This is a genomic window from Mesorhizobium erdmanii, assembly GCF_013170725.1.
GTDB classification, from domain to species: domain Bacteria; phylum Pseudomonadota; class Alphaproteobacteria; order Rhizobiales; family Rhizobiaceae; genus Mesorhizobium; species Mesorhizobium erdmanii.
In genome coordinates, this window is the sequence record NZ_CP033361.1 from 93,335 (window position 1) to 112,263 (window position 18,929).

The 18,929-nt window shown below is 59.1% G+C and carries 21 protein-coding genes and 1 tRNA gene; 16 read left to right on the forward strand and 6 right to left on the reverse strand.

Annotated elements, in window-relative coordinates; translation table 11 throughout:
- The first annotated feature begins 125 nt into the window (after window positions 1-125).
- Window positions 126-3,758: a class I SAM-dependent DNA methyltransferase gene (locus tag EB233_RS00450; RefSeq protein ID WP_064990510.1), complete on the forward strand. Its 3,633-nt coding sequence runs from the start codon at window positions 126-128 to the stop codon at window positions 3,756-3,758.
- A gap of 376 nt (window positions 3,759-4,134) precedes the next feature.
- Here the strand turns inward: EB233_RS00450 and EB233_RS00455 are convergent, their stop codons facing one another.
- From EB233_RS00455 to EB233_RS00465, 3 genes are read right to left on the reverse strand one after another with little or no spacing between them, the layout of a single operon-like run.
- Window positions 4,135-5,130: an oxidoreductase gene (locus EB233_RS00455; protein ID WP_081294164.1), complete on the reverse strand. Its 996-nt coding sequence runs from the start codon at window positions 5,128-5,130 to the stop codon at window positions 4,135-4,137.
- The gene (locus tag EB233_RS00460; protein ID WP_064990508.1) at window positions 5,099-5,452 is read right to left on the reverse strand and encodes a hypothetical protein; all 354 of its coding nucleotides are present in this window, start codon (window positions 5,450-5,452) and stop codon (window positions 5,099-5,101) included. Before EB233_RS00460 ends, EB233_RS00455 begins: the two co-directional genes overlap by 32 nt.
- Window positions 5,453-5,454: 2 nt before the next feature.
- Window positions 5,455-6,228, reverse strand: coding sequence for a dCTP deaminase domain-containing protein (locus EB233_RS00465; protein WP_064990507.1), 774 nt, complete (start codon window positions 6,226-6,228; stop codon window positions 5,455-5,457).
- Between the two features lie 392 nt (window positions 6,229-6,620).
- Between EB233_RS00465 and EB233_RS00470 the strand changes: the two genes are divergently transcribed.
- Complete coding sequence (locus EB233_RS00470) at window positions 6,621-7,370, forward strand: TIR domain-containing protein (RefSeq protein ID WP_171892195.1); 750 nt, start codon at window positions 6,621-6,623, stop codon at window positions 7,368-7,370.
- A 182-nt stretch (window positions 7,371-7,552) separates the two neighbouring features.
- On the opposite strand, the gene EB233_RS00475 is transcribed toward EB233_RS00470, so the two are convergent.
- On the reverse strand, window positions 7,553-8,200 hold the full coding sequence (locus EB233_RS00475) for a hypothetical protein (protein WP_064990505.1): 648 nt from the start codon (window positions 8,198-8,200) through the stop codon (window positions 7,553-7,555).
- Between the two features lie 157 nt (window positions 8,201-8,357).
- Here EB233_RS00475 and EB233_RS00480 point away from each other — a divergent pair, with 157 nt between their 5' ends.
- Together EB233_RS00480 and EB233_RS00485 are read left to right on the forward strand one after the other, a co-directional pair.
- Window positions 8,358-9,281 (forward strand): HNH endonuclease, encoded by a 924-nt coding sequence (locus tag EB233_RS00480; protein WP_155765377.1) that lies wholly within the window; start codon window positions 8,358-8,360, stop codon window positions 9,279-9,281.
- A gap of 14 nt (window positions 9,282-9,295) precedes the next feature.
- The gene (locus tag EB233_RS00485) at window positions 9,296-10,198 is read left to right on the forward strand and encodes a hypothetical protein (RefSeq protein WP_155765376.1); all 903 of its coding nucleotides are present in this window, start codon (window positions 9,296-9,298) and stop codon (window positions 10,196-10,198) included.
- A gap of 8 nt (window positions 10,199-10,206) precedes the next feature.
- Here EB233_RS00485 and EB233_RS00490 read toward each other — a convergent pair whose 3' ends face one another.
- A complete protein-coding gene (locus EB233_RS00490; protein ID WP_064990503.1) occupies window positions 10,207-10,542 on the reverse strand; it encodes a helix-turn-helix domain-containing protein in 336 nt (111 codons plus the stop codon).
- A 178-nt stretch (window positions 10,543-10,720) separates the two neighbouring features.
- Between EB233_RS00490 and EB233_RS00495 the strand changes: the two genes are divergently transcribed.
- Window positions 10,721-11,608 carry a hypothetical protein gene (locus EB233_RS00495; RefSeq protein ID WP_155765375.1) on the forward strand — a complete coding sequence of 296 codons (888 nt, stop codon included), beginning with the start codon at window positions 10,721-10,723 and terminating at the stop codon, window positions 11,606-11,608.
- Between the two features lie 224 nt (window positions 11,609-11,832).
- On the opposite strand, the gene EB233_RS00500 is transcribed toward EB233_RS00495, so the two are convergent.
- The gene (locus tag EB233_RS00500; RefSeq protein ID WP_064990501.1) at window positions 11,833-12,171 is read right to left on the reverse strand and encodes an Arc family DNA-binding protein; all 339 of its coding nucleotides are present in this window, start codon (window positions 12,169-12,171) and stop codon (window positions 11,833-11,835) included.
- A gap of 109 nt (window positions 12,172-12,280) precedes the next feature.
- Between EB233_RS00500 and EB233_RS00505 the strand changes: the two genes are divergently transcribed.
- The 11 genes from EB233_RS00505 to EB233_RS00555 all read left to right on the forward strand — a co-directional run bounded on the left by EB233_RS00505 (window position 12,281) and on the right by EB233_RS00555 (window position 18,917).
- Window positions 12,281-12,925: a DUF3102 domain-containing protein gene (locus EB233_RS00505; protein WP_081294163.1), complete on the forward strand. Its 645-nt coding sequence runs from the start codon at window positions 12,281-12,283 to the stop codon at window positions 12,923-12,925.
- Entirely contained in the window at window positions 12,912-13,247 is a 336-nt protein-coding gene (locus tag EB233_RS32315; protein ID WP_155765374.1) for a helix-turn-helix domain-containing protein, read from the forward strand. Before EB233_RS00505 ends, EB233_RS32315 begins: the two co-directional genes overlap by 14 nt.
- Window positions 13,133-14,257, forward strand: coding sequence for a tyrosine-type recombinase/integrase (locus tag EB233_RS00515; protein ID WP_064990499.1), 1,125 nt, complete (start codon window positions 13,133-13,135; stop codon window positions 14,255-14,257). The genes EB233_RS32315 and EB233_RS00515 overlap by 115 nt, the downstream gene beginning before the upstream one ends.
- Window positions 14,249-14,342: transfer RNA gene (locus EB233_RS00520), tRNA-Tyr, on the forward strand. The genes EB233_RS00515 and EB233_RS00520 overlap by 9 nt, the downstream gene beginning before the upstream one ends.
- 149 nt (window positions 14,343-14,491) lie before the next feature.
- Window positions 14,492-14,680, forward strand: a complete 189-nt coding sequence (locus EB233_RS00525) for a YodC family protein (protein ID WP_019863018.1) — start codon at window positions 14,492-14,494, stop codon at window positions 14,678-14,680.
- 201 nt (window positions 14,681-14,881) lie between these two features.
- The gene (locus EB233_RS00530) at window positions 14,882-15,319 is read left to right on the forward strand and encodes an EF-hand domain-containing protein (RefSeq protein WP_064990730.1); all 438 of its coding nucleotides are present in this window, start codon (window positions 14,882-14,884) and stop codon (window positions 15,317-15,319) included.
- A gap of 45 nt (window positions 15,320-15,364) precedes the next feature.
- Window positions 15,365-15,901: an RNA polymerase sigma factor gene (locus EB233_RS00535; protein WP_081294162.1), complete on the forward strand. Its 537-nt coding sequence runs from the start codon at window positions 15,365-15,367 to the stop codon at window positions 15,899-15,901.
- 113 nt (window positions 15,902-16,014) lie between these two features.
- Window positions 16,015-16,461 (forward strand): hypothetical protein, encoded by a 447-nt coding sequence (locus EB233_RS00540; RefSeq protein WP_064990497.1) that lies wholly within the window; start codon window positions 16,015-16,017, stop codon window positions 16,459-16,461.
- A complete protein-coding gene (locus EB233_RS00545) occupies window positions 16,458-16,913 on the forward strand; it encodes a periplasmic heavy metal sensor (RefSeq protein WP_064990496.1) in 456 nt (151 codons plus the stop codon). Before EB233_RS00540 ends, EB233_RS00545 begins: the two co-directional genes overlap by 4 nt.
- A 109-nt stretch (window positions 16,914-17,022) precedes the next feature.
- Entirely contained in the window at window positions 17,023-17,301 is a 279-nt protein-coding gene (locus EB233_RS00550; RefSeq protein ID WP_064990495.1) for a GCG_CRPN prefix-to-repeats domain-containing protein, read from the forward strand.
- 101 nt (window positions 17,302-17,402) lie between these two features.
- A complete protein-coding gene (locus EB233_RS00555) occupies window positions 17,403-18,917 on the forward strand; it encodes a DUF1800 domain-containing protein (RefSeq protein ID WP_064990494.1) in 1,515 nt (504 codons plus the stop codon).
- Window positions 18,918-18,929 lie beyond the last annotated feature (12 nt).

Sequence of the window (18,929 nt, forward strand, 5' to 3'; positions counted from 1 at the left end):
GTCAGCCTTCGATAGTTTTTGCACGCGGCCCGGCCCCGACAACAACCAAGGTCACGAGACCTCGATTTTCGACAGTTCCGTCTTTTTGCATTGCCATTGACGGATCACCGGCTAGTTTGCCGGACATGGGGCAAATTCTGATTGACACCGAAAAGCTTGAGGCTCTGATCGCCGAGGCACGTGCCTCTGGTGGTTCGGAGTTGGCCAACTATCAGCTTTTCATCGAGCGCCTGTGCATCGCGCTCAACCTGCCTCGGCCTGCGATGGCGCAGGAACAGAACCAATTAAACGACTATGTCTTTGAGCGCCGGGTGGATTTCAAGCACCCGGATGGTTCCCGCACGGCGGGCCGGATCGACTGCTACAGGCGCGGCTGTTTTATCCTCGAAGCCAAACAGTCGGGGAAGCGTCAGACGGCGAAGGTTGATGCAGACCGGATGCTGCTGATCCCCGAAGATGCCACGCAGCGCAAGCCCGGTCAGGCCAAGCGTGGCACACGCGGGTGGGATCAGGTGATGCTGGCCGCCCGCAAGCAGGCAGAGGATTACGCCCGCGCCCTTCCGGTCGATCACGGCTATCCGCCGTTCCTCCTCGTGGTCGATGTGGGGCATGTGATCGAGGTCTATGCCGACTTCTCTGGTCAGGGGAAGAACTATGCTCATTTCCCCGACCGTCAGTCCTACCGCATCGGTATGGATGGTCTCCGCGACGACATAATACAGGAGCGGCTGCGGGCGATCTGGACCGACCCGCATTCGCTCGACCCGACGAGGATTTCAGCGGAGGTCACGCGCGACATAGCGGAACGTCTCGCGAGGATCGCCAAACGGCTGGAAGGCAAGCACGACGCCAAGGATGTGGCCGAGTTCCTGATGCGCTGTCTATTCACTATGTTCGCGGAGGACGTGAAGCTCATCCCTGAGGACGGCTTTCACAAGCTGCTCGGGCAGATGAAGGATACTCCCGAGCATTTTGTTGCGGCGCTCGAAAGCCTGTGGGCGGTAATGGACAGTGGCGGTTACGCACCGCACCTCAACGCCACCTTGAAGAAGTTCAATGGCTCGCTGTTCAAGAAACGTGCGGCCCTGCAGCTCGACAAACACGACATCAACGAGCTGTGGATCGCAGCGGGCAAGAACTGGTCGAATGTCGAGCCTGCCATTTTCGGCACGCTGCTTGAGCGGGCGCTAAACGACCGGGAACGGTCGAAGCTCGGCGCGCACTACACGCCGCGCGCCTATGTCGAGCGTCTCGTCGTTCCGACGATTATCGAGCCGTTGCGCGCCGACTGGGAGCTGGTTCAGGGGCAGGTGAAAGAGCTGCGCGACAAGGGCGACCACGTCGGGGCATTGGCGGCGGTCAAGGCGTATCATCACAAGCTCTGTACGACACGGGTTTTAGACCCCGCCTGCGGCACCGGCAACTTCCTCTATGTCAGTCTTGAGTTAATGAAGCGTCTCGAAGGCGAGGTGCTGGAGGCGCTCGACGATCTTGGCGAGGATCAGGCGCGGTTCGCCATGGAGGGCGAGACCGTCAATCCGCGTCAGTTCTACGGGCTGGAGGTGAACCGGCGCGCCGTGCCCATCGCCGACCTCGTGCTGTGGATCGGCTACCTCAAATGGCAGCTCAAGACCGCCGGTCTGGCCTCCATCACCGAGCCGATCCTGCATGCCTATGGCACGATCCTGCAACAGGATGCAGTCATCGCCTATGACCAGCAGGAACTGTTGCGCGACGCGAGCGGGCGGCCCCGGTCGCGATGGGACGGAGTGACGAAGAAGCTGCACCCGATAACGGGCGAGGAAATCCCCGATCCCGATGCAGTCGTGCCTCTCTATACCTTTGTGAACCCGAAGCGCGCGCCGTGGCCGGAAGTCGAATTCATTGTCGGCAACCCACCATTTATAGGCGGCAAGGATATGCGGCAGGAACTTGGCGACGGATACGCCGAAGCGTGCTGGAAGGCGCGCCCACACATTTCTGGCGGGGCTGATTTCGTCATGCACTTCTGGGACGAGGCCGCCACCCGACTTTTGCGCAAGCCATTGAAGGGCCAGACGAACCCGCTGAGGCGCTTCGGTTTCATCACCACGAACTCCATCACCCAGACCTTCTCGCGGCGTGTCATCGAGCGTCACATGACCGCCAAGGAGCCGCTGTCGCTTATCTTCGCCGTGCCCAATCATCCATGGATGAAGGCGTCGGACAAAGCCGCCGTGCGCATCGCCATGACGGTGGCGGAGCAGCGCGAGCGGGAGGGTGTCCTCGCCGAGGTGATCTCGGAAATGGAGTTAAATACAGACACACCGCAGGTCATTCTCGAACTCCGAGAGGGTAAGGTTCGCGCCGATTTAACGATTGGCGCTGACTTGGGTTCAGCTAAGCGACTGTTGGCGAACGAAGGCTTGTCCAGCAGGGGCGTGGTGCTACACGGCGCAGGATTTATCGTGTCGCAAGCCCAAGCCGCTACTCTAGGTCTTGGGAAGGTTCCGGGTCTCGAACAACACATTGTCCACTATCGAAATGGACGAGACATTGCGCAGCGTCCTCGCGAGGTAATGGTCGTTGACCTGTTTGGTCTGGAGGTCGAGCAGGTCCGGGTGCGCTTTCCATCTGTTTATCAACATATAGTCGAGAACGTGAAGCCCGAGCGCGACCACAACAAGCGAGACTATCGGCGGATCAATTGGTGGCTGTTCGGCGAGAACATACCGGATGCAAGAAGGGCATTGTTTTCCGTCCCCCGCTATATCGCCACCGTCGAGACGACCAAACACCGCTTCTTCCAGTTCCTCGATGAGAGCATTCGGCCCGACAACATGCTGGTGGCCATCGGTCTCGACCGTGCCGAACACGTTGCAGTGTTGTCCTCGCGGTTGCATGTCACGTGGGCTATTTCTATGGGCGGCTGGCTTGGCGTCGGGAACGACCCGCGCTACTCGAAGTCACGCACCTTCGACCCCTTCCCGTTTCCCGTGGCGGTTGATCCAAAGCTCGTTCCCGGTGACCCGTTATTCGCCCGGCAGGAGCGGCTGCGTGATCTCGGCGAGCGGTTGGATACGTTCCGCAAGAAGCGGCTGGCCGAGCATTCCAACCTGACCATGACTGGTCTCTACAACGCGCTTGAGCGCCTGCGCGAACTGGAGAACGGTTGCGACGTGCTTCCGCTGACCGACGCCGAGCGGGACGTGCATCAGACGGGCCTGATCTCGGTACTGAAGGAAATCCACGATGACATCGACCGCGCCGTTTTCGCGGCCTTTGGCTGGGAGGATTTGATCCCTTCGCTGGTCGGCAAGCCGGGCGCTACGCTTCCCTCGCTGCACAAGACCCCTAAGCAGGAACGAGCCGAAGAGGAACTTTTGACCCGGTTGGTCGCGCTCAATCAAGAGCGGACGGTCGAGGAAAAACAGGGCCTCGTGCGTTGGCTAAGACCCGACTACCAAATCGCGAAGCTGGGCACGAAAGCGCCGAAGCCGGGAGGCGAACACGTCGGCATGCTCGATGTCGTGTTGCCAGATGCGGCCGACCGCCCCAAGTGGCCGACAGATGGTCTGGAGCAGATTAGGCTGGTGCGCGATCTTCTCGCAAAGGCTCCAGCGCCGACCCAGCCCGAAGCCATTGCCACTGTGTTCGACGGAAGGAACACTGCCAAGCGTCGCGACCGGATCGAGGAGGTTCTGGAGACGCTAGTCGCGACCGGCCTTGCCCGAACCGGCGAACATGAGGGGCAACGGAGATATTTCCTGCCGAGGTAGCGGGGAAGTGGAGGCAACATGGCCGTTAGGGTTGTGTTGGCGGCAACAGAAGTTTGCTTAAGGCCTCCACGGGGCGATTTCGCGTGCGCAACCGTCGCCCAGCACCATTCCCCGCGTCTGACGCCGCGCCTCCATTCTGGAGGCTCGCTCGGCACGCCGCAAGCCTAACTGTGCCCGACGAATGACCGGCGGATTTTGGATGCCTCTGGTCAGGCCGTCATTGATCTCGTGGCCAGTAGCCATAGGGGAGTGGCAATTTTGTCTCTAGCCCAAAGATGGGCAGCTACAGCCCCGATTTGCTTGAAGTCGTTGGGGCCGCCTCGTGAAATCAATTTCACAAATCGCCTTGGGCAATCGGTCCGCAGCCTAACCGATATCACCGAACTGCCCAGCGCGCACATGTCAAATGACTCTCGCCGCGGGAGTAATAATGGCACTTGTTATGGTTCTGGCAACCATCGCGTGGTTCCTGCAAGAACCTAGGATTGGCGATCAGGTCTCGGCAAAGTCCCGGGTGCATATTGGAGGGCAGCCCGGCCCAGTCGTGGTTCAGGGCGCGGCCAGAGAGAATGAAGGAGCGTTCCGGATGTCGCAGTCCGACCGCCAGACTTTCATCCAGACGGGCAGCGAGGAAATCGGGCCGGGCCGGATAGATGAGCCGCTTGTCGATGTTGTAGAAGCCGGAGGAGAGATCGACATAGTCAAATGGAAGCCGTGCGATCCTATCAAGGAAGTCGGATGTGCCATCGCCATCAAAATCGGAATCGCCAGTCTTCAACGAAACGCGAATCGAAGTTTCCACGCTCGCGTCCCTCAGACGCTCAGCCAACAACGTGAGCCTCTCAAATACGCCCGTTGCTTCGCGGTTGATCCGATGGTCCACCAGCAAGCTCAGTAGATAGCCGTGGGCAGCATGAATTTGGATATGGTCGAACCCATGTCGTACCGCGATGTCTGCCGCCACGTCGAAAGAATCAAGGACGGCAGCGACGCGCTCTGGTTTCATCTCGCTGACGATTTGGCGCGCCCGCGCAATAAATTCACGAGACTCGGCTGTCACAAATTTCCGTAACCCGATATAGCCGTTCCATGTAGTCGCCAGTTGGATGCCTGGCAGCGACCCTGCTGCGCGGATTGATGCGGCAAGATCGGCCCAAACCGATTCGGTTGTGAGGGCTGGCGTGACAGTGTTGCTACCGTGACCGCCTGGAACGACAACATTCCCTACGATCGCACAGTGCAGATCGGGAGAGCTCCGGCTCGAATAGAAGTCGAGGTATCGCTGATCTGGCCTGCCTTCGGTGACGAAACCCGTGTTTACGCCAAGGAAGAACAGCCGCCTATCGCTCAAGGTCGCGATAGCGTTCGTCATTGATGCCTACCTTGCGAAGAATGTCCCGCTCGAGGTCGCCATCTAAGATGGTAACAAGCCGAAAGAGGTAGATGGCTACGTCGGCCAGTTCTTCGCGCAATTCCGCGTTGACCTCACTTAGCAACGGGGCAACATATCCCGGTGTCGAGTGCGCCAGCCCCACTTTCTTGAGGAGATTGGCAAACTCTCCGACCTCCCCGAGCAGTCCGACGAGATCGCGCATCAGTTGGTTGAGTCGCTCGCTGTCCGAAGCGAAGTCCACCGGGAAGCCACGCCGGCGATCGCGCTCCACCTGCTGTTCAATGAGTGCCGACAGCTCCATCGTCAGGTCCTCGAAAAATATCTCGTGACTATCGTGAAGGCCGAATAAATGGCGCTGGCAACAAGACCGTAGACTACCGCATAGAAGCCTTCCTCCAGCTTTCCGTTTAGCATGAATAGCGCCATGGCGTTCAATATTATCGCCACGACAAGTCCCACGTCAGTGGCGAACTGCTTCTTCTCAATTTGACGGATGACGGTCCGGGTTGCGGTAGGGAGCAGCGCCATGGCTTCTTCCTTCTCGGAGAGCACGCGCCAGTCGTTAGCTACGTCGGCATGCACCTTCTGCAACTGAGTCTTGATCGGCCAGATGCCTACCTGGAAGCCATGCTGCCCGTGATAGATCTTGTTGGCCGGCGAGCTTAGGCGAGTGAAATCGGCCTTAGCGATTGGCTCGCCTTGCGGCAGTTCGATATACTTGTCGCTGACATTCTGGGTCACGATTCCCATATTCCCGTTAAAGCCAGGATCGGCATAAGTGGCAACTGGGCCTAGGCCGACGCTAAACAATGAACCTTTGCTTACTACCCGCACTAGCATGTCGGAAGGAACATCGAGTTCTTCGGCGGTAATGAGCACCACCCGGTGCCCTGGCTTGATCAGCACCATTTCACCGGGCTTAAGTTCGAACCGATTTCCGTCCTCGGTAAGGTCATAATAGACGTTGCCCATCCGCAGTTCGTAGCAAGCTCCCGCGAGCCGATTCAGATCGGCATTGTGGATCAGCCGCTGCGCCTGGATTTCCTTACCAATGTCACTGTCGCTAAGTGTCGTCATTCGAAATCCGCCTGTATCTTTCCTAAGCAAAAGAAAACCGTTCTCGTAGCCTATATTTCTTACGTCGATGTTGACTAGTTTCCTTTTGACGCCCCTCGTCGCCTGCTAAACCAGAGGCGGGCCAGATGAAGCGAAATTTCGCTCAGAATGCAGCGCTAAGGAGCCTGCCTGGAAGACTAGGAGCTGCTTCCAGCTGCATGCAGGCTGGGCGCTGTCGTTCGCGACTGTGGATGGGGTCATGCGCGTGAGTTCAACCGAAGTGAGTGATCTTACGCAAGAGGTCGGCCTTCTTGACGGCGGAATAGCAGCGTAGCGACATGTGGCCATGCGCGGTCGCTCCTTTGAGAGCCGCGCTTCAGGTGATAGGTATGGTCGCCCTGAGGGAGTGCGTCATGAAGATATTTGCCAGTTGGTCAGGTCAGCAGAGCAGGCAAGTTGCCGAGGCGATACGGGAGTGGTTGCCGAACGTTTTGCAGTCTTCCAAGGTCTTCATGTCCAAGGAAGATATCGCGGTTGGCGATAGGGGGCTGAACGCAATCGCCGAAAGCCTAAAGGAGTGCGAGTTCGGAGTTATCGTCCTTACTGCGACGAACCTGACGGCTCCCTGGATACTTTTCGAGGCCGGCGCGTTGTCGAATAGATTCCCTACCGCTAGAGTTGCGCCAATTCTCTGTGGGTTGCGCGATCTGGCGACGGCGGCGGGTCCCCTCGGCCAGTTCCAGCATGTTCGGTTCGACCGGGAAGGCATCGAAAAGCTGGTTCATAGCGTTAACTCAGCCTCCGAAAATCGGTTGGAAGACAAGCGTGTCCAGGAAGCTTTTGATATGTGGTGGCCGCGATTGGAGGCCAAGTATCTCCAGATTCCGCCGGATCAGGGTAGTACAGCTGAAGCCACTGAGGCGGATCATCGTGCGGATGTGGAGGCTGCGTTGTCTCTCATCATCAACGAAATGCAGGGCCAGCGTGCCATGTTAGACCGCGCGACAGAAACGATTGCGCGAATTGCCGGGGGTGTGATCCCCTATCAGTGGATTCAGCATCCACTAAATCAGTTTGGCTTGATGCCTACCGAGCCACTGACCAAGGGCCGTATCGATTTCAACAACCCTCCCGAACTCAATCCAGCTGCGCCGGACACGTAGCGGCAGCGCGCCGTCGCAGTCGCTTAGTATTGAATCTGTCATGGTGGCTGCCGTTCGGACAACCGAACTGGAAATAGGGTCGAAGTAGACCGACAGAGACGTCCGGCGCGCTCCGCGTTGGCAAAACTGGTGGGGCTGCGCCGGTAGCCTCAAATTCAAACGACAAAATACCCGCTGAGCAATCAAAGGCCGTCGAACTGACCGCGAGGATTGTCTCGCGCGTCGGGCACCAGTTCGTAGCTCTCGAGATTGGCCATATCCAGAAAATACTTCGACTTTCGCCTAGCCGCTCCCCGGAGCCAGTCGGCTAGTTCTGACTGCGTGACCTTTAGCCAAGCTGGAAAGTCATCGGGGCCGGCGAACTCTCCTTGGATCAAACCAACCAAGGCGCCGATGTAGATAACACGACCAACACCGGGAAACTGGTAAATCTCGTTCCCCCGACTGCCTTGGAAGCGGTCTTCAATAAGCCGGTTTGCGACTTCCAAAATTAGCTTATCGGCGGGGTATCGGTCGTCCACGAGAAGCCAATTTACAATCTCCTGCCTTCGGTCGTTGTCGGTGGAACCGTGAAACGCTCCGAGCCCCATGTTGCAGATGGTACAACAAGGGACCAGTTTGCACGGGCCAAACCTCTCCCGAATTGCCTTCTTGGTCACCAATCCGCCGTCCGCGAACCTGTGAAGCACGTAGACCGGGGGCTGGTGATCGTACTTTCCGTCGTTCGGCATTCCGCAGTAGATGCACCTTTCGCCAGCGACGATCTCATACACACGCTCGAAACGCATTTCAGCTTGGCGCCGGTTATACTTTTCCTTTACGCGGCCCATAGGACCATCCAAAATCAGAGTGTTGAGGGCCTGCGTCGTTCAATAGTTTGCATGACGCGATCAAGTTGTAAGGCAAAAAAGGAAACGCTTCCTTTTGGGTTGCTCAGTCTAGGTCGGCCTAATTCACGAAGCCCGGTTCGAGTATGAGGATGGCCCAATGGGCGTGCGGATGGTGGTGGCGGTAACCGATCAAGACTGGTTCACCCAGTTGCGTCGTCAATCCGATCTCGCCGAGGTCAACTTTTGGTCGCCTTCGCCGAAGTCCTTCCGAGCTCTGCAACCTGGCGAGTTGTTCTTGTTCAAGCTCCACGCTCCAATCAACATGATTGCCGGCGGCGGTGTTTTTGCCTCATCGACGATCATGCCTCTATCGCTTGCATGGGAAGCATTTGGGATCGCCAACGGCGTTACCAGCCTCTCAGAGATGCGGTCTCGCATCCTGCGATATCGCAAGATTGATCCCGCGACGACAGGACCGATAGAGATCGGGTGCCGTATCCTTACACAGCCTTTCTTTCTCCCTGAAAGTCAGTGGTTTTCGCCGCCAGCATCGTGGTCACCGAACATCGTAAGCCTTCGTGGCTATGACACTGCGGAACCCGAAGGCAAAGCGCTGTGGGAGGCCGCGCAGGCCGCTATGGCCCCTTCGGTCGGTCCACATTCATTTGCGGAGGAACAAGCACGTTACGGGGAACCGACGTTGATCCGTCCGCGTCTTGGCCAAGGGGCGTTTCGGCTCGTCGTCACCGACCTCTATGGCCGAAGGTGCGCGATCACCAAGGAGCGCACCCTACCGGCCTTGGAAGCTGCCCACATACGGCCATACGCGGAAGGCGGAGAGCATTCCCCGAGCAACGGCATCCTTATGCGGCGAGACATACACAGCCTCTTTGACCAAGGCTATGTAACGATCACGCCTGATCACCGTTTCGAGGTCAGCCGCCGCATCCGAGAAGAGTTCGACAACGGGCGGCATTATTACGAACTTCACGGATCGGAAATAGCGCTGCCGAGAGATCAGGTCGCGCTGCCAGAAAAATCTGCCCTTCAATGGCACAATGACAGCCGGTATCTGGGCTGATGACTTGGCATCTAATGAAACCTGACGATATCCCCGATGAAAATCTGCTCTACATCGTAGGGCAAGCCGACAAAGAGCTGTTCCAAACTGGAATGGACATCAAGCGCCGACTTTGGGAAGTACCTAGGTTGGTGATGAAACGCTTCGGCTATCTCACTTACACGATAGGCGGTCCGGGCAAGCCAAAAATTCTGGAACGGATCGACAGGGCGTTTGCGTCTATCTACCGCAAACAAGACCTCGCGGTCGGCGGACATATTGGCGTGTTTATGTACCGGGACATCTTCGCGCGGATTGCAGTACCGCACGTCTTTGGAACCGTGAGCATAAACCCGTTTGAGTGTATCGATTTGACGCCCGTCCAGCTCCGCATCATTCAGTCCGAGCCTGAGGAGATGGAGGTACTTATTGATCAATTCTCGGACGTGGCCGACATTCAGTATGGAACTCAGGAGATCAAAAGTCCTTTCACGAATATTGAACTCGTTGTCCGCTTCATCGGGCTCGCAAGGCTTCATCTCCATTCTGCGTCAGCCGTCTTGACCGGAGGCTATGACTTCAGAGGAGCAGTCCAAAGTTCCCTGCTTGCGACTGAGCTCGCGTTGAAAGCAGGTGCAGCCGCCAGCGGGATGAGCGAAGAGCAAATCAAAGAGAAATTCGGTCACAATGTTAGCGGTGTGGCTCGGCTCGTCGCTACCTATTGGCCATCATTCGATTTCGACCGCGTCACACGAGTTATTGCCACACAACCCAAGTACGTACTCAACCGCTATGCTGCCTCTCAGCCTGAAAGAAGAGAGGTTGGCCACCTCGTCATGGGTGCGCAGTACATTGTCAGCGAAGTGGCTCGCCATCTGTCTGACAGGGATTTCCGGAAAGATATTCACCCACCCTTTGCGCGCCAATACCCCGCGTAGCAGGGCCTTCAACTCTTGTTCCGTAGCGCCGCCTCAACCACGCCGTTGATCCATTGAAGGTCACTTTCGGATAGAGCAGCCAAACGCGTTGTCAGCTCTAATAGCGGTCCGCGTCGCAACGCTCCTGACGGAATTTCTGGACTGAAAAGCTCGGCAGGATCGACTTGGAGGGCCAGCGCGATCTTTTCGATCATCGGGAAGCGAGCGCCCGTTGCCCCGACCTCGATCTTAGAGATTGTGTCGATGCTAACGCCAGCTTTTTCGGCCAGTTGTTCTTGCGTGTATCCGGCGCGCTTGCGGTGTGTCATCACCAGCCGCCCGAACCGCTTCCGTAGGTCGTCCATGCGCTTCTCCACACCAATTGGTGTAGAGCGACGGAAGCTCGGACTTTAGAGCCGGAAACCCCTGACTATTTCACTTATTGCAATCTATTTGCAGAAACTCGCAATCCAGCTACTATTTTTCTGGGTTTCATTAATTCGATCCACGGCTTGTTTCGGCGAAGAAGCAAGGGGCTTGGTGATGCGTTTGGTACTTGCCTTGAAAAAAGCACTCGCCGTACTCGCTCTCATTTCAGCAGCGCCGTTGTCATTCACAGCGGTTAACCTCGTCGCCAAGCTTGGGAATGCACATCAGCCTGTTTCCGATGCTAATACAGCGCCTTCATCAGCCGATGTTGCGGACACTATGGGACAGACAACAATCGGAGGTTATCTGCTTCTTCTAGTTGTTATTGTCGCGCTTGCGTTCGTAATCGCTGCATTTCTCAACTTCGCCCGCCACAAGACCGGAAGGTCGACTGGCCACCCTGCGCCGCTTAGGCAAAAAACAACAGGGTCACATCCAACGCAGTCGCCACGTGAGCAATTCGTAAGGGCCGTTTTTGGCATATTCATAGTATTGGTAGCGTTGTATCTTATAATCAAGAAGCAAGAACCGGCAGAAACCGAGACCGCAGACATGAAGGACCGAGTTCACGATGCGGTTGGCCAGCCTGAATTCGGTATGGTCGAGCCAGCTCCAACTGATCAGCAGCCCGAGCTAAATCCCAACTACTCAAGGGACAAAAGCATGAAGGAATGGGCTAAGACCATAATTCTAACGCCTTCGGGTTATCCATACATGCTGTCGCGGGCAGATGCCCCGATATGCACAAATCCCTTTTCCGTCAAAGAGGCAATGGACGCTTGGGTCGCTAATGACCGCAACTGGGTAGAGAACATCCTAGGCTGCACCATTCTTCCGAAGGGTTCTTCCGCCGAGGTGACCAAAGGGAGCTATGGGTTCGATACAAATACCATGGAAATTCGCCTCAAAATGTCAGATGGCTCGCGCGCCACTTTCTATGGGCCGTATTCAACCACTAAGCCTATTGGCATCATCGGCTGGTACGGGTACCTTCGGCGCTGAGACGTAAGGAGTTGCTGCCACGGCTGCTGGCCTGACGGGCGCCACCGCTTCAATGTCCATCAAACCGATGTCTATTGGAAGTACACAACATAGCCATGAAGGACCAAGCTGGCGGCAAGATGTAGGCATTCCCATCCGACAATCAGGATAGTCAGGAAGCGGGCAATTCTGTCGCTAATGAAATCAATTTCACATCTCCAAAAACGACACTGTGTCGCATTCGATTAGAGCTTTTTCCTTGTACGTGGCTTGCTCCCTTTTTTGGGAACCTCTGCGTGCATGATCCCGCAATGTTCTTCCAGCCGTTTTAGACGGAATATGACTTCCCACAGCATGTCCTGATGATCGGAGCTTAGGTCTTCGACGTCGCGTATGCCCCGTTCGCTGCCTTCAAGCCGCGCCTCGACCCCGAGCATGCTCATTTCGAGCCGGTACATGATTTCGGCGGTCAGAGATCGATTGTTTGCACGAGCCAAATCCATCAATCGCTCTCGCAAGCCCGACCCTTCGGGGAAGCGGATTTGCATCTGATGCCCCGCCTGCTTGCGGCGTTCTTCGGTCATTTGAACCTACCTCTCAGGTATGATAGTGATATAAATCTAGTAGGTATATTGTAGGTGCATTTGTAAAGCAAACGTCGGCGCTCGTGAGAGCGAGTAAGGAGTAACAGGAATGTGGAAATTGAAGGTCAAAAAGACCGAAATCAAAGCGCCATCCAAAGGCGAACTATCGCCGCCCTCGCCGGGAACGCTTGTGACGGCAGCGCAACGCATCCATGAAAATATCAAAGCTATTGAAGCACATGCTGCTGGGATTAGGGAGCGGGCAATCCAGATCGGACGCGACTTGATCACTGTGAAAATCCATAAGAAGCACGGCGACTTCCTCGACTACATCAACGTCGAGTTCCAAATGACGCCGCGAACCGCACAGCGCTACATGCGAGTTGCGGAATTCACGGATTTGAACCCAGAGACCATCGACATGAAGCTTCCGCTCAGTGCTCTGTATGCCCTGATGGAAGCAAACTTCGCCCCGGAAATCCTAGAGGACATCAAGCAGAAGGGCGTGCCCAAGACCGGGGTCGGGATCAAGAAGGCCATCGCTGCGCAGCACACTGCCGACGATGTGGTGACGATGATGCCCGTCGATCCAACAGCGCAGAAGGCGCACGACAAGGCCGTCCACAACGCCGTGGCGCTGTTGATGGAGCACCTGCCTGAAGGCACCCTTGCGAAGCTCACCAAGCATTGCGCGGCGGCAGGATGGCACGAATTGACGGACGCTTTGAAGGAGGCGGCACATGGCGCTCATTGACCGTCCCCTTGAAGAACAGTTCGGGACTAAGGAAGCCGCCAAGAGACTAGGGATTTCCGTCAAGCATCTAGTGCGCCATGTCCGCGCCGGACGCATTCGATACATTAACGTCGCGCTTCCGGAGTCTTCCCGTAAGCAATATCGCTTCACACCCTACATCTTGAAACAGTTTGCGCAAAAGCAGCAACAGCGTGAGGTTCCGGCGTCATGTCAGTCTATAAAAGCCCCAAAAGCCCGTTCTACGGTTATGACTTCCAACTCGACGGTCGTCGCTTTTTCGGCTCTACAAAAGCCCGGAACAAAAAAGAAGCCGAAGCCATAGAGCGCCAAATCCGGGCTAAGGCCAAGGAAGACATCGAACGCGAGAAGAAGACCGGCAACGGCCCGATGACGTTCGATGTCGCGGCAGGCCGCTACTGGAGTGAAGTCGGACAGCATCACCGGGGAAGCAGCCATAAGAACACATGGCACTACCTCGAATTGCTCACGCAGTTTTTCGGCAACCATGTGCGACTTGAAGACATCACCGACGCGGACGTGTCCGCGCTTATCGCATGGCGGCGAACGCACACCCTCCGTGGGAAGACGGAAGACAAGGATGGCAATCCCGTCCCCACCGTGTCCAATTCGACAGTTAACCGTACCACCGTTGTCGTGCTGAAGGCGATCTTCACTCGTGCCAAGCGTACATGGAAGTATCCACTTCCCGTTGAACCGGATTGGCGGTCGCATTGGCTGGAAATGCCTGACGAGCGAGTGCGGGAGCTTGATGACAAAGAGGCCGAAGCGTTGGATGGGTCAGTCCGGAACGACTATGCTCTGTGGTTCGAGTTCGCCCGTTTAACTGGTCTTCGCCGCAATGAAACGCTGATCCGGTGGAAGAACGTAACTTTGAAGCAAATCGTCACAACGGGGAAGCGGGGGAGGAAGGTGACGGCACAAATAACCCCTAGCGTGCGGGCAATCCTTGACCGGTGCATGGGGCACCATACCGAATGGGTGTTTACCTACGTGTGCCAGCGTCCCGTTGGGGGGAAGGTGAAGGGGAAGCGCTACCCGATCACCCCGGAAGGGGCGAAGTCGCAATGGCGGCGTTTGAAGCAGCGCTCGGGTGTGGCAGACTTCCGGTTCCACGACATTCGTCATGACGTGGCAACGAAGCTGCTGCGCAAGACCGGGAACATGCGCCTAGTGCAAAAAGCGCTGAACCATTCCAACATCGCTACAACAGCCCGTTACGCCCATGTGTTGGACGATGAAGTCGCAGATGCGATGGAAAATCTAGCGCGGTCCCGGAAAAACTCCCGGAAAAAGAACGCAGATGCGGCTTAGAGATTGAAAACAATGGCAAAATCGACACACATATACGCCATTCGTAATGATGGGGTCAGGTGTTCGAGTCACCTAAGCGGCACCATTTTCCCCTTCTTCTTGTCTTTCCAAATGCAGCATCGGTACAGGCACCAGTGCCTGTGCAGTGGATCGCTGTGCCGGCGGCCCATATCCGCCATTGTCGAGACTCAGCTTTGGTGGGAAACTCGCGGACCTCAGCATGGGAGGTCCAAAATGCCCAATACTTTCAAGACCGGAGACGTCGTCAAGCTGAAGTCGGGAGGACCGAAGATGACGGTCAGTGACGGTGCCGCTTCCGGCATGTATCTCTGCCACTGGTTCAACCGCGAGGGCGATGTCTGGATCCCGCAGCATGCGGGCTTCAAGCCGGACCAGCTGGTGGCCGCCGACCCATCGGCGTAGCGCCTGCCCCTTCGCCAGGGTTGGTGGCGCCGGGTGATGCGTCACGCGGTCGCTCGCGGGACGGATACCGGGTCGGCATCGCCGACAAATCGCAAGGATCGGCACAGGCGACCGACGGATTTTCGTCGTCGCGGCGTTTAACGGTTGAAGCGTGACCAGGGCATGAGCCGTGGCCGACGCGCCAACCGGAGACGTGGAAGCATGATAAGCCGTTCGATCCTTGCCGCTGCCTTGAGCCTGCTGACCGTCGCGGCTGTCGCCCAGACAACGACGCAGCCTCCGGCCGCCGCGCCTGCTGCCGCCACGCCGCCTACCGCTGCCCCGCAAGGGGTCAAGTCGGACATCACGCTGGCCAAATTCCAGAAGCGGCGGGAGAAGGCGATCATGGCCGCCGACACGGATGGCGACGGCAAGATCAGCCTGCCGGAGTGGGAGGCCTTCCAGGCCAAGCGCAACGCCAAGGGCGACCCCGCCAAATCCTTCGCCCGCATGGATTCCAACCATGACGGCTTCATCGATCGCGCCGAACTCGATGCGTTCTTCGCCAAGCGCTTTGCCAGGCTGGACAAGAATGGCGACGGCGTGCTCAGCGCCGACGAGATGCCAAGCCATAAATCCGCTCCCAAGCCGGAGCAGTGACCAAGAGGCCATGAAGCGTGATGGATATCGGGAGTGCGCCAGCCGATGAGCGCCGATCCGGACGAGGAGCTGGTTCGTCGGGTCGCTGCCGGCGATCCGGCGGCGGTGCAGACACTCGTCGCGCGCAAATTGCCGCGCATCCTTTCGCTTGCCGCGCGTATGCTGGGCGACGCGGCGGAGGCCGAGGACGTCGCGCAGGAAACCTTCGTGCGCATCTGGCGTCACGCCTCGAGCTGGCGGCGCGGCAACGCACGCTTCGACAGCTGGATCCACCGGGTGACGCTCAACCTGTGCTACGACCGGCTGCGCCGGCGTCGCGAGTTGGTGACCGACGATCTGCCGGAAATGGTCGACCCCGCGCCGCTTCCCGATGCCAGCGAAGAGCCGCGGGGGATCGAGCAGGCCCTGCAGTCGATCGCGCCACGCCAGCGCGAGGCGATCATCCTGGTCTACTATCAGGAGATGTCCAACATAGAGGCTGCCGCGACCCTGGAGATCAGCGTCGATGCGCTGGAGAGCCTGCTGGCGCGCGGCCGGCGGGCCTTGCAGATGATACTGGTCAGGGATGGCGTCCATGACTGAGAAAAGGTCGACCATGAATGGCGCACATTCACCGCGCCTAGCGAGCGTCAGGCGGGGCTGCCTGGTTTGCAACCCGCGTGGGCACGCGGCACCAAGGGGCAAGGGGAAAACACATGGCTGAAGACATCGAGGACGGTCCGGCAATGGATGCCAGGCGTTTCGCGGCCCTCGCCGAGGCCTATGGCGGCGATTTGCGGCGCTGGCCGCAAGCGGAGCGTGCGGCAGCCTCCAGCTTTGCTTCTAGCGAGACGGGCCAGGCCATTTTGCGGCACGCCGGCACGCTTGACGCCATGCTTGACGGTTACGGCATCCGGCACCCGGGCAAGGCGCTGCACGACGCGATCCTGCGCACCGCCAACCGGCACATCGTCCGGCGCCGGCGCCAACGGTTCTGGTGGCTGGGGCTGGGGCTTGCCGGCATCGGGCTCGCTGGCGCCATCGCCGGATTGGCTCTGGTGACCGTCGTTACACCAGAGGTTCAGCCAGACCACTACGTGCTCGATGCCAATGCGACGTCTTTCGGCGATGCCGGACCCGACACGATCGAGGAAGACCTATGAGCACGAGCCGCAACCTCCTCATCGCATCGGTGGTGGCGAACGTCTTCCTGGCCGGTGCGCTTGCCGGCGGTGCCGTCTGGATAAGAAGCGGCAAGCCGGCCCAGGGCTATTCGCTGGAAGCGGCCGGCGTCCGGCTTCCCGACCAGCAGCGCATGCTGTTCCGCAAGGCGTTGCGCGAGGTTCGCCGCGAATCCCACGACATCATTCTTGCCGGCCAGCAGGCGAGGCGCGAGGCGGCGGATCTGCTGCGGCAGCCTGTCCTCGACACGGCGGCCCTTTCGGCCGCGCTCGAGCGGGCCCGCAATGCCGACGTCACCGTGCGCACGCGGCTGGAGCAGCGCATCGTCGAGTTCGCGGCGGCGGGGTCCGCCGAGGATCGCAGCGTGCTGGCGGAGGGCCTCGCAAGACGCAGCGGGCAGCAATCATCCACCGCGCCAAAAAAATCGCCGTGACCACCGACGGAAAATGCCGACAGCGCCCGTTTAACGAGATGAAGGGCAGGATCTGCCGGACCAACCGGTGCCGACAGGTTTCAACCTCGGACAACTTCGGAGTTTGGTCATGAACTATCTGGCAAAATACGCAATCACCGCCGCTCTCGCGGTGACCGGAACGGCTGCGACGGTTGCTGCATCCTCGGCGATGCCGCTGGCGCCGCTTGCCGCCCCGGCGCTGGTCGAGCACGTCGCCTGGGGTTGCGGGCCTGGCTGGCATCCCAACCATTGGGGCCGCTGCGTCCCCAACCGTGTGGTGGTCTACCCCCGTTACTATTATTGGCACGGCCCGGCTTACTACGCCTGGCATCCGCACCACCACTGGCACCGCTGGCATCGCTGGTAGGCGTGCACAGGCCGGGCGGCGCGTTGCCAGCTCGACCCTCGTCGCGAGTTTGAGCGTTCAGGAAACAGCCTGATCGGACCACCCAATCATGGAGCGCTGACATGGCTGTCCCGGTCAAAGGGCCTACGGCGCCAGATCCCGTGCTGGTCGCATTCAACCGCTTCGGACTTGGCGCCCGGCCCGGCGACCGCGACAGGCTGGCCGGCGATCCACGCGGCTATCTCAAGGCGGAACTTCGACAGCCGGATATCGCCATGATCACTTATGACGACCCGGACTATGCCGACCTCCTGGGCAGCACGCCGGCCATCCAGGCCAGCATGGCGGCACGCTTTCAGCGAAAGCTCGACAGAGGCGTGGCGAAGGCCGCCGCGCAGGCAGCGATGCCGAACGCTCCGGCCATGGCGAATGCGCCCGCGATGCCGAACGCTCCGATGGAGGCGAACGCGCCCGCCGCACCGCCGCCGGCAGCGCCCGCCAAGCCAGCGCCCGCGACGCCACCGGTCGAAGCCACGCTGTTCCGAGCCGAAGCCCAGGCGCGCTTCGACAAGGCGGTGCGGGCCGAGGCCGGCTTCGTCGAACGCCTCGTCTATTTCTGGTCGAACCATTTCTGCGTTTCGGTGGCAAAGGACAATTTCGTTCGGGCAAGCGCCGGCGCCTTCGAACGGGAAGCCATCCGGCCCTTCGTGCTCGGCCGTTTCGCCGACATGCTGTTGACGGTGGAGCGGCATCCGGCGATGCTGTTCTATCTCGACAACCAGCAGTCGATCGGCCCGGACTCCCGCGCCGGCAAGAACCGCCAGCGCGGCCTCAACGAGAACCTCGCCCGCGAGATCATGGAGCTGCATACGCTGGGCGTCGGCAGCGGCTATACCCAGGCCGATGTCACCAGTTTCGCGCGCATCCTGACCGGCTGGACGATGGCTGGACGGGAAGGTCGGCTGGGCGAACCCGGCAGTTTCGTGTTCAACGCCAATGCACATGAACCGGGCGACGCGGTGCTGCTGGGAAAGACCTATCCGGCCGGCGGCATGGGCCAGGCGGAGGCGGCACTCAACGACATCGCCAGCCACCCGGCGACGGCGCAGCACATCGCCACGCAGCTCGTCCGTCATTTCATAGCCGACGATCCGCCACCGGCGGCGGTCGCGCGGCTGGCCAAGGTGTTCGCCAAGAGCGACGGCAATCTCCGGGCCATGGCGTCGACCCTCGTCGACATGCCGGAGGCCTGGTCGACGCCCTTGGCCAAGATGCGCTCGCCCTTCGACTACATCGCGGCCATCCGCCGGGCAGCCGGGCCGGGTCCGGCGAACGATGCCGGCCAGTCGCTCAACTGGCTCAACGCGCTGGGCGAGCCGCTCTGGCAGCCGCCGGGGCCGAACGGCTTTTCCGACCAGGCGGACGCCTGGGCCTCGGCGGAAGGCATGAAGATCCGCCTCGACATCGCCTGGCAGGCGGCCCGCCAGGTCAAGGACATCGGCAACCCCAACGACATGCTCGACGCCGTCATCGGTCCCTCCGCCTCGCCGGAGACTCGGCAAGCGGTCGCCCGCGCCGAATCCAAGCAGCAAGGCCTGGCCCTGCTGCTGATGGCGCCGGAATTCCAGCGACGATAATTCGGGCGACAG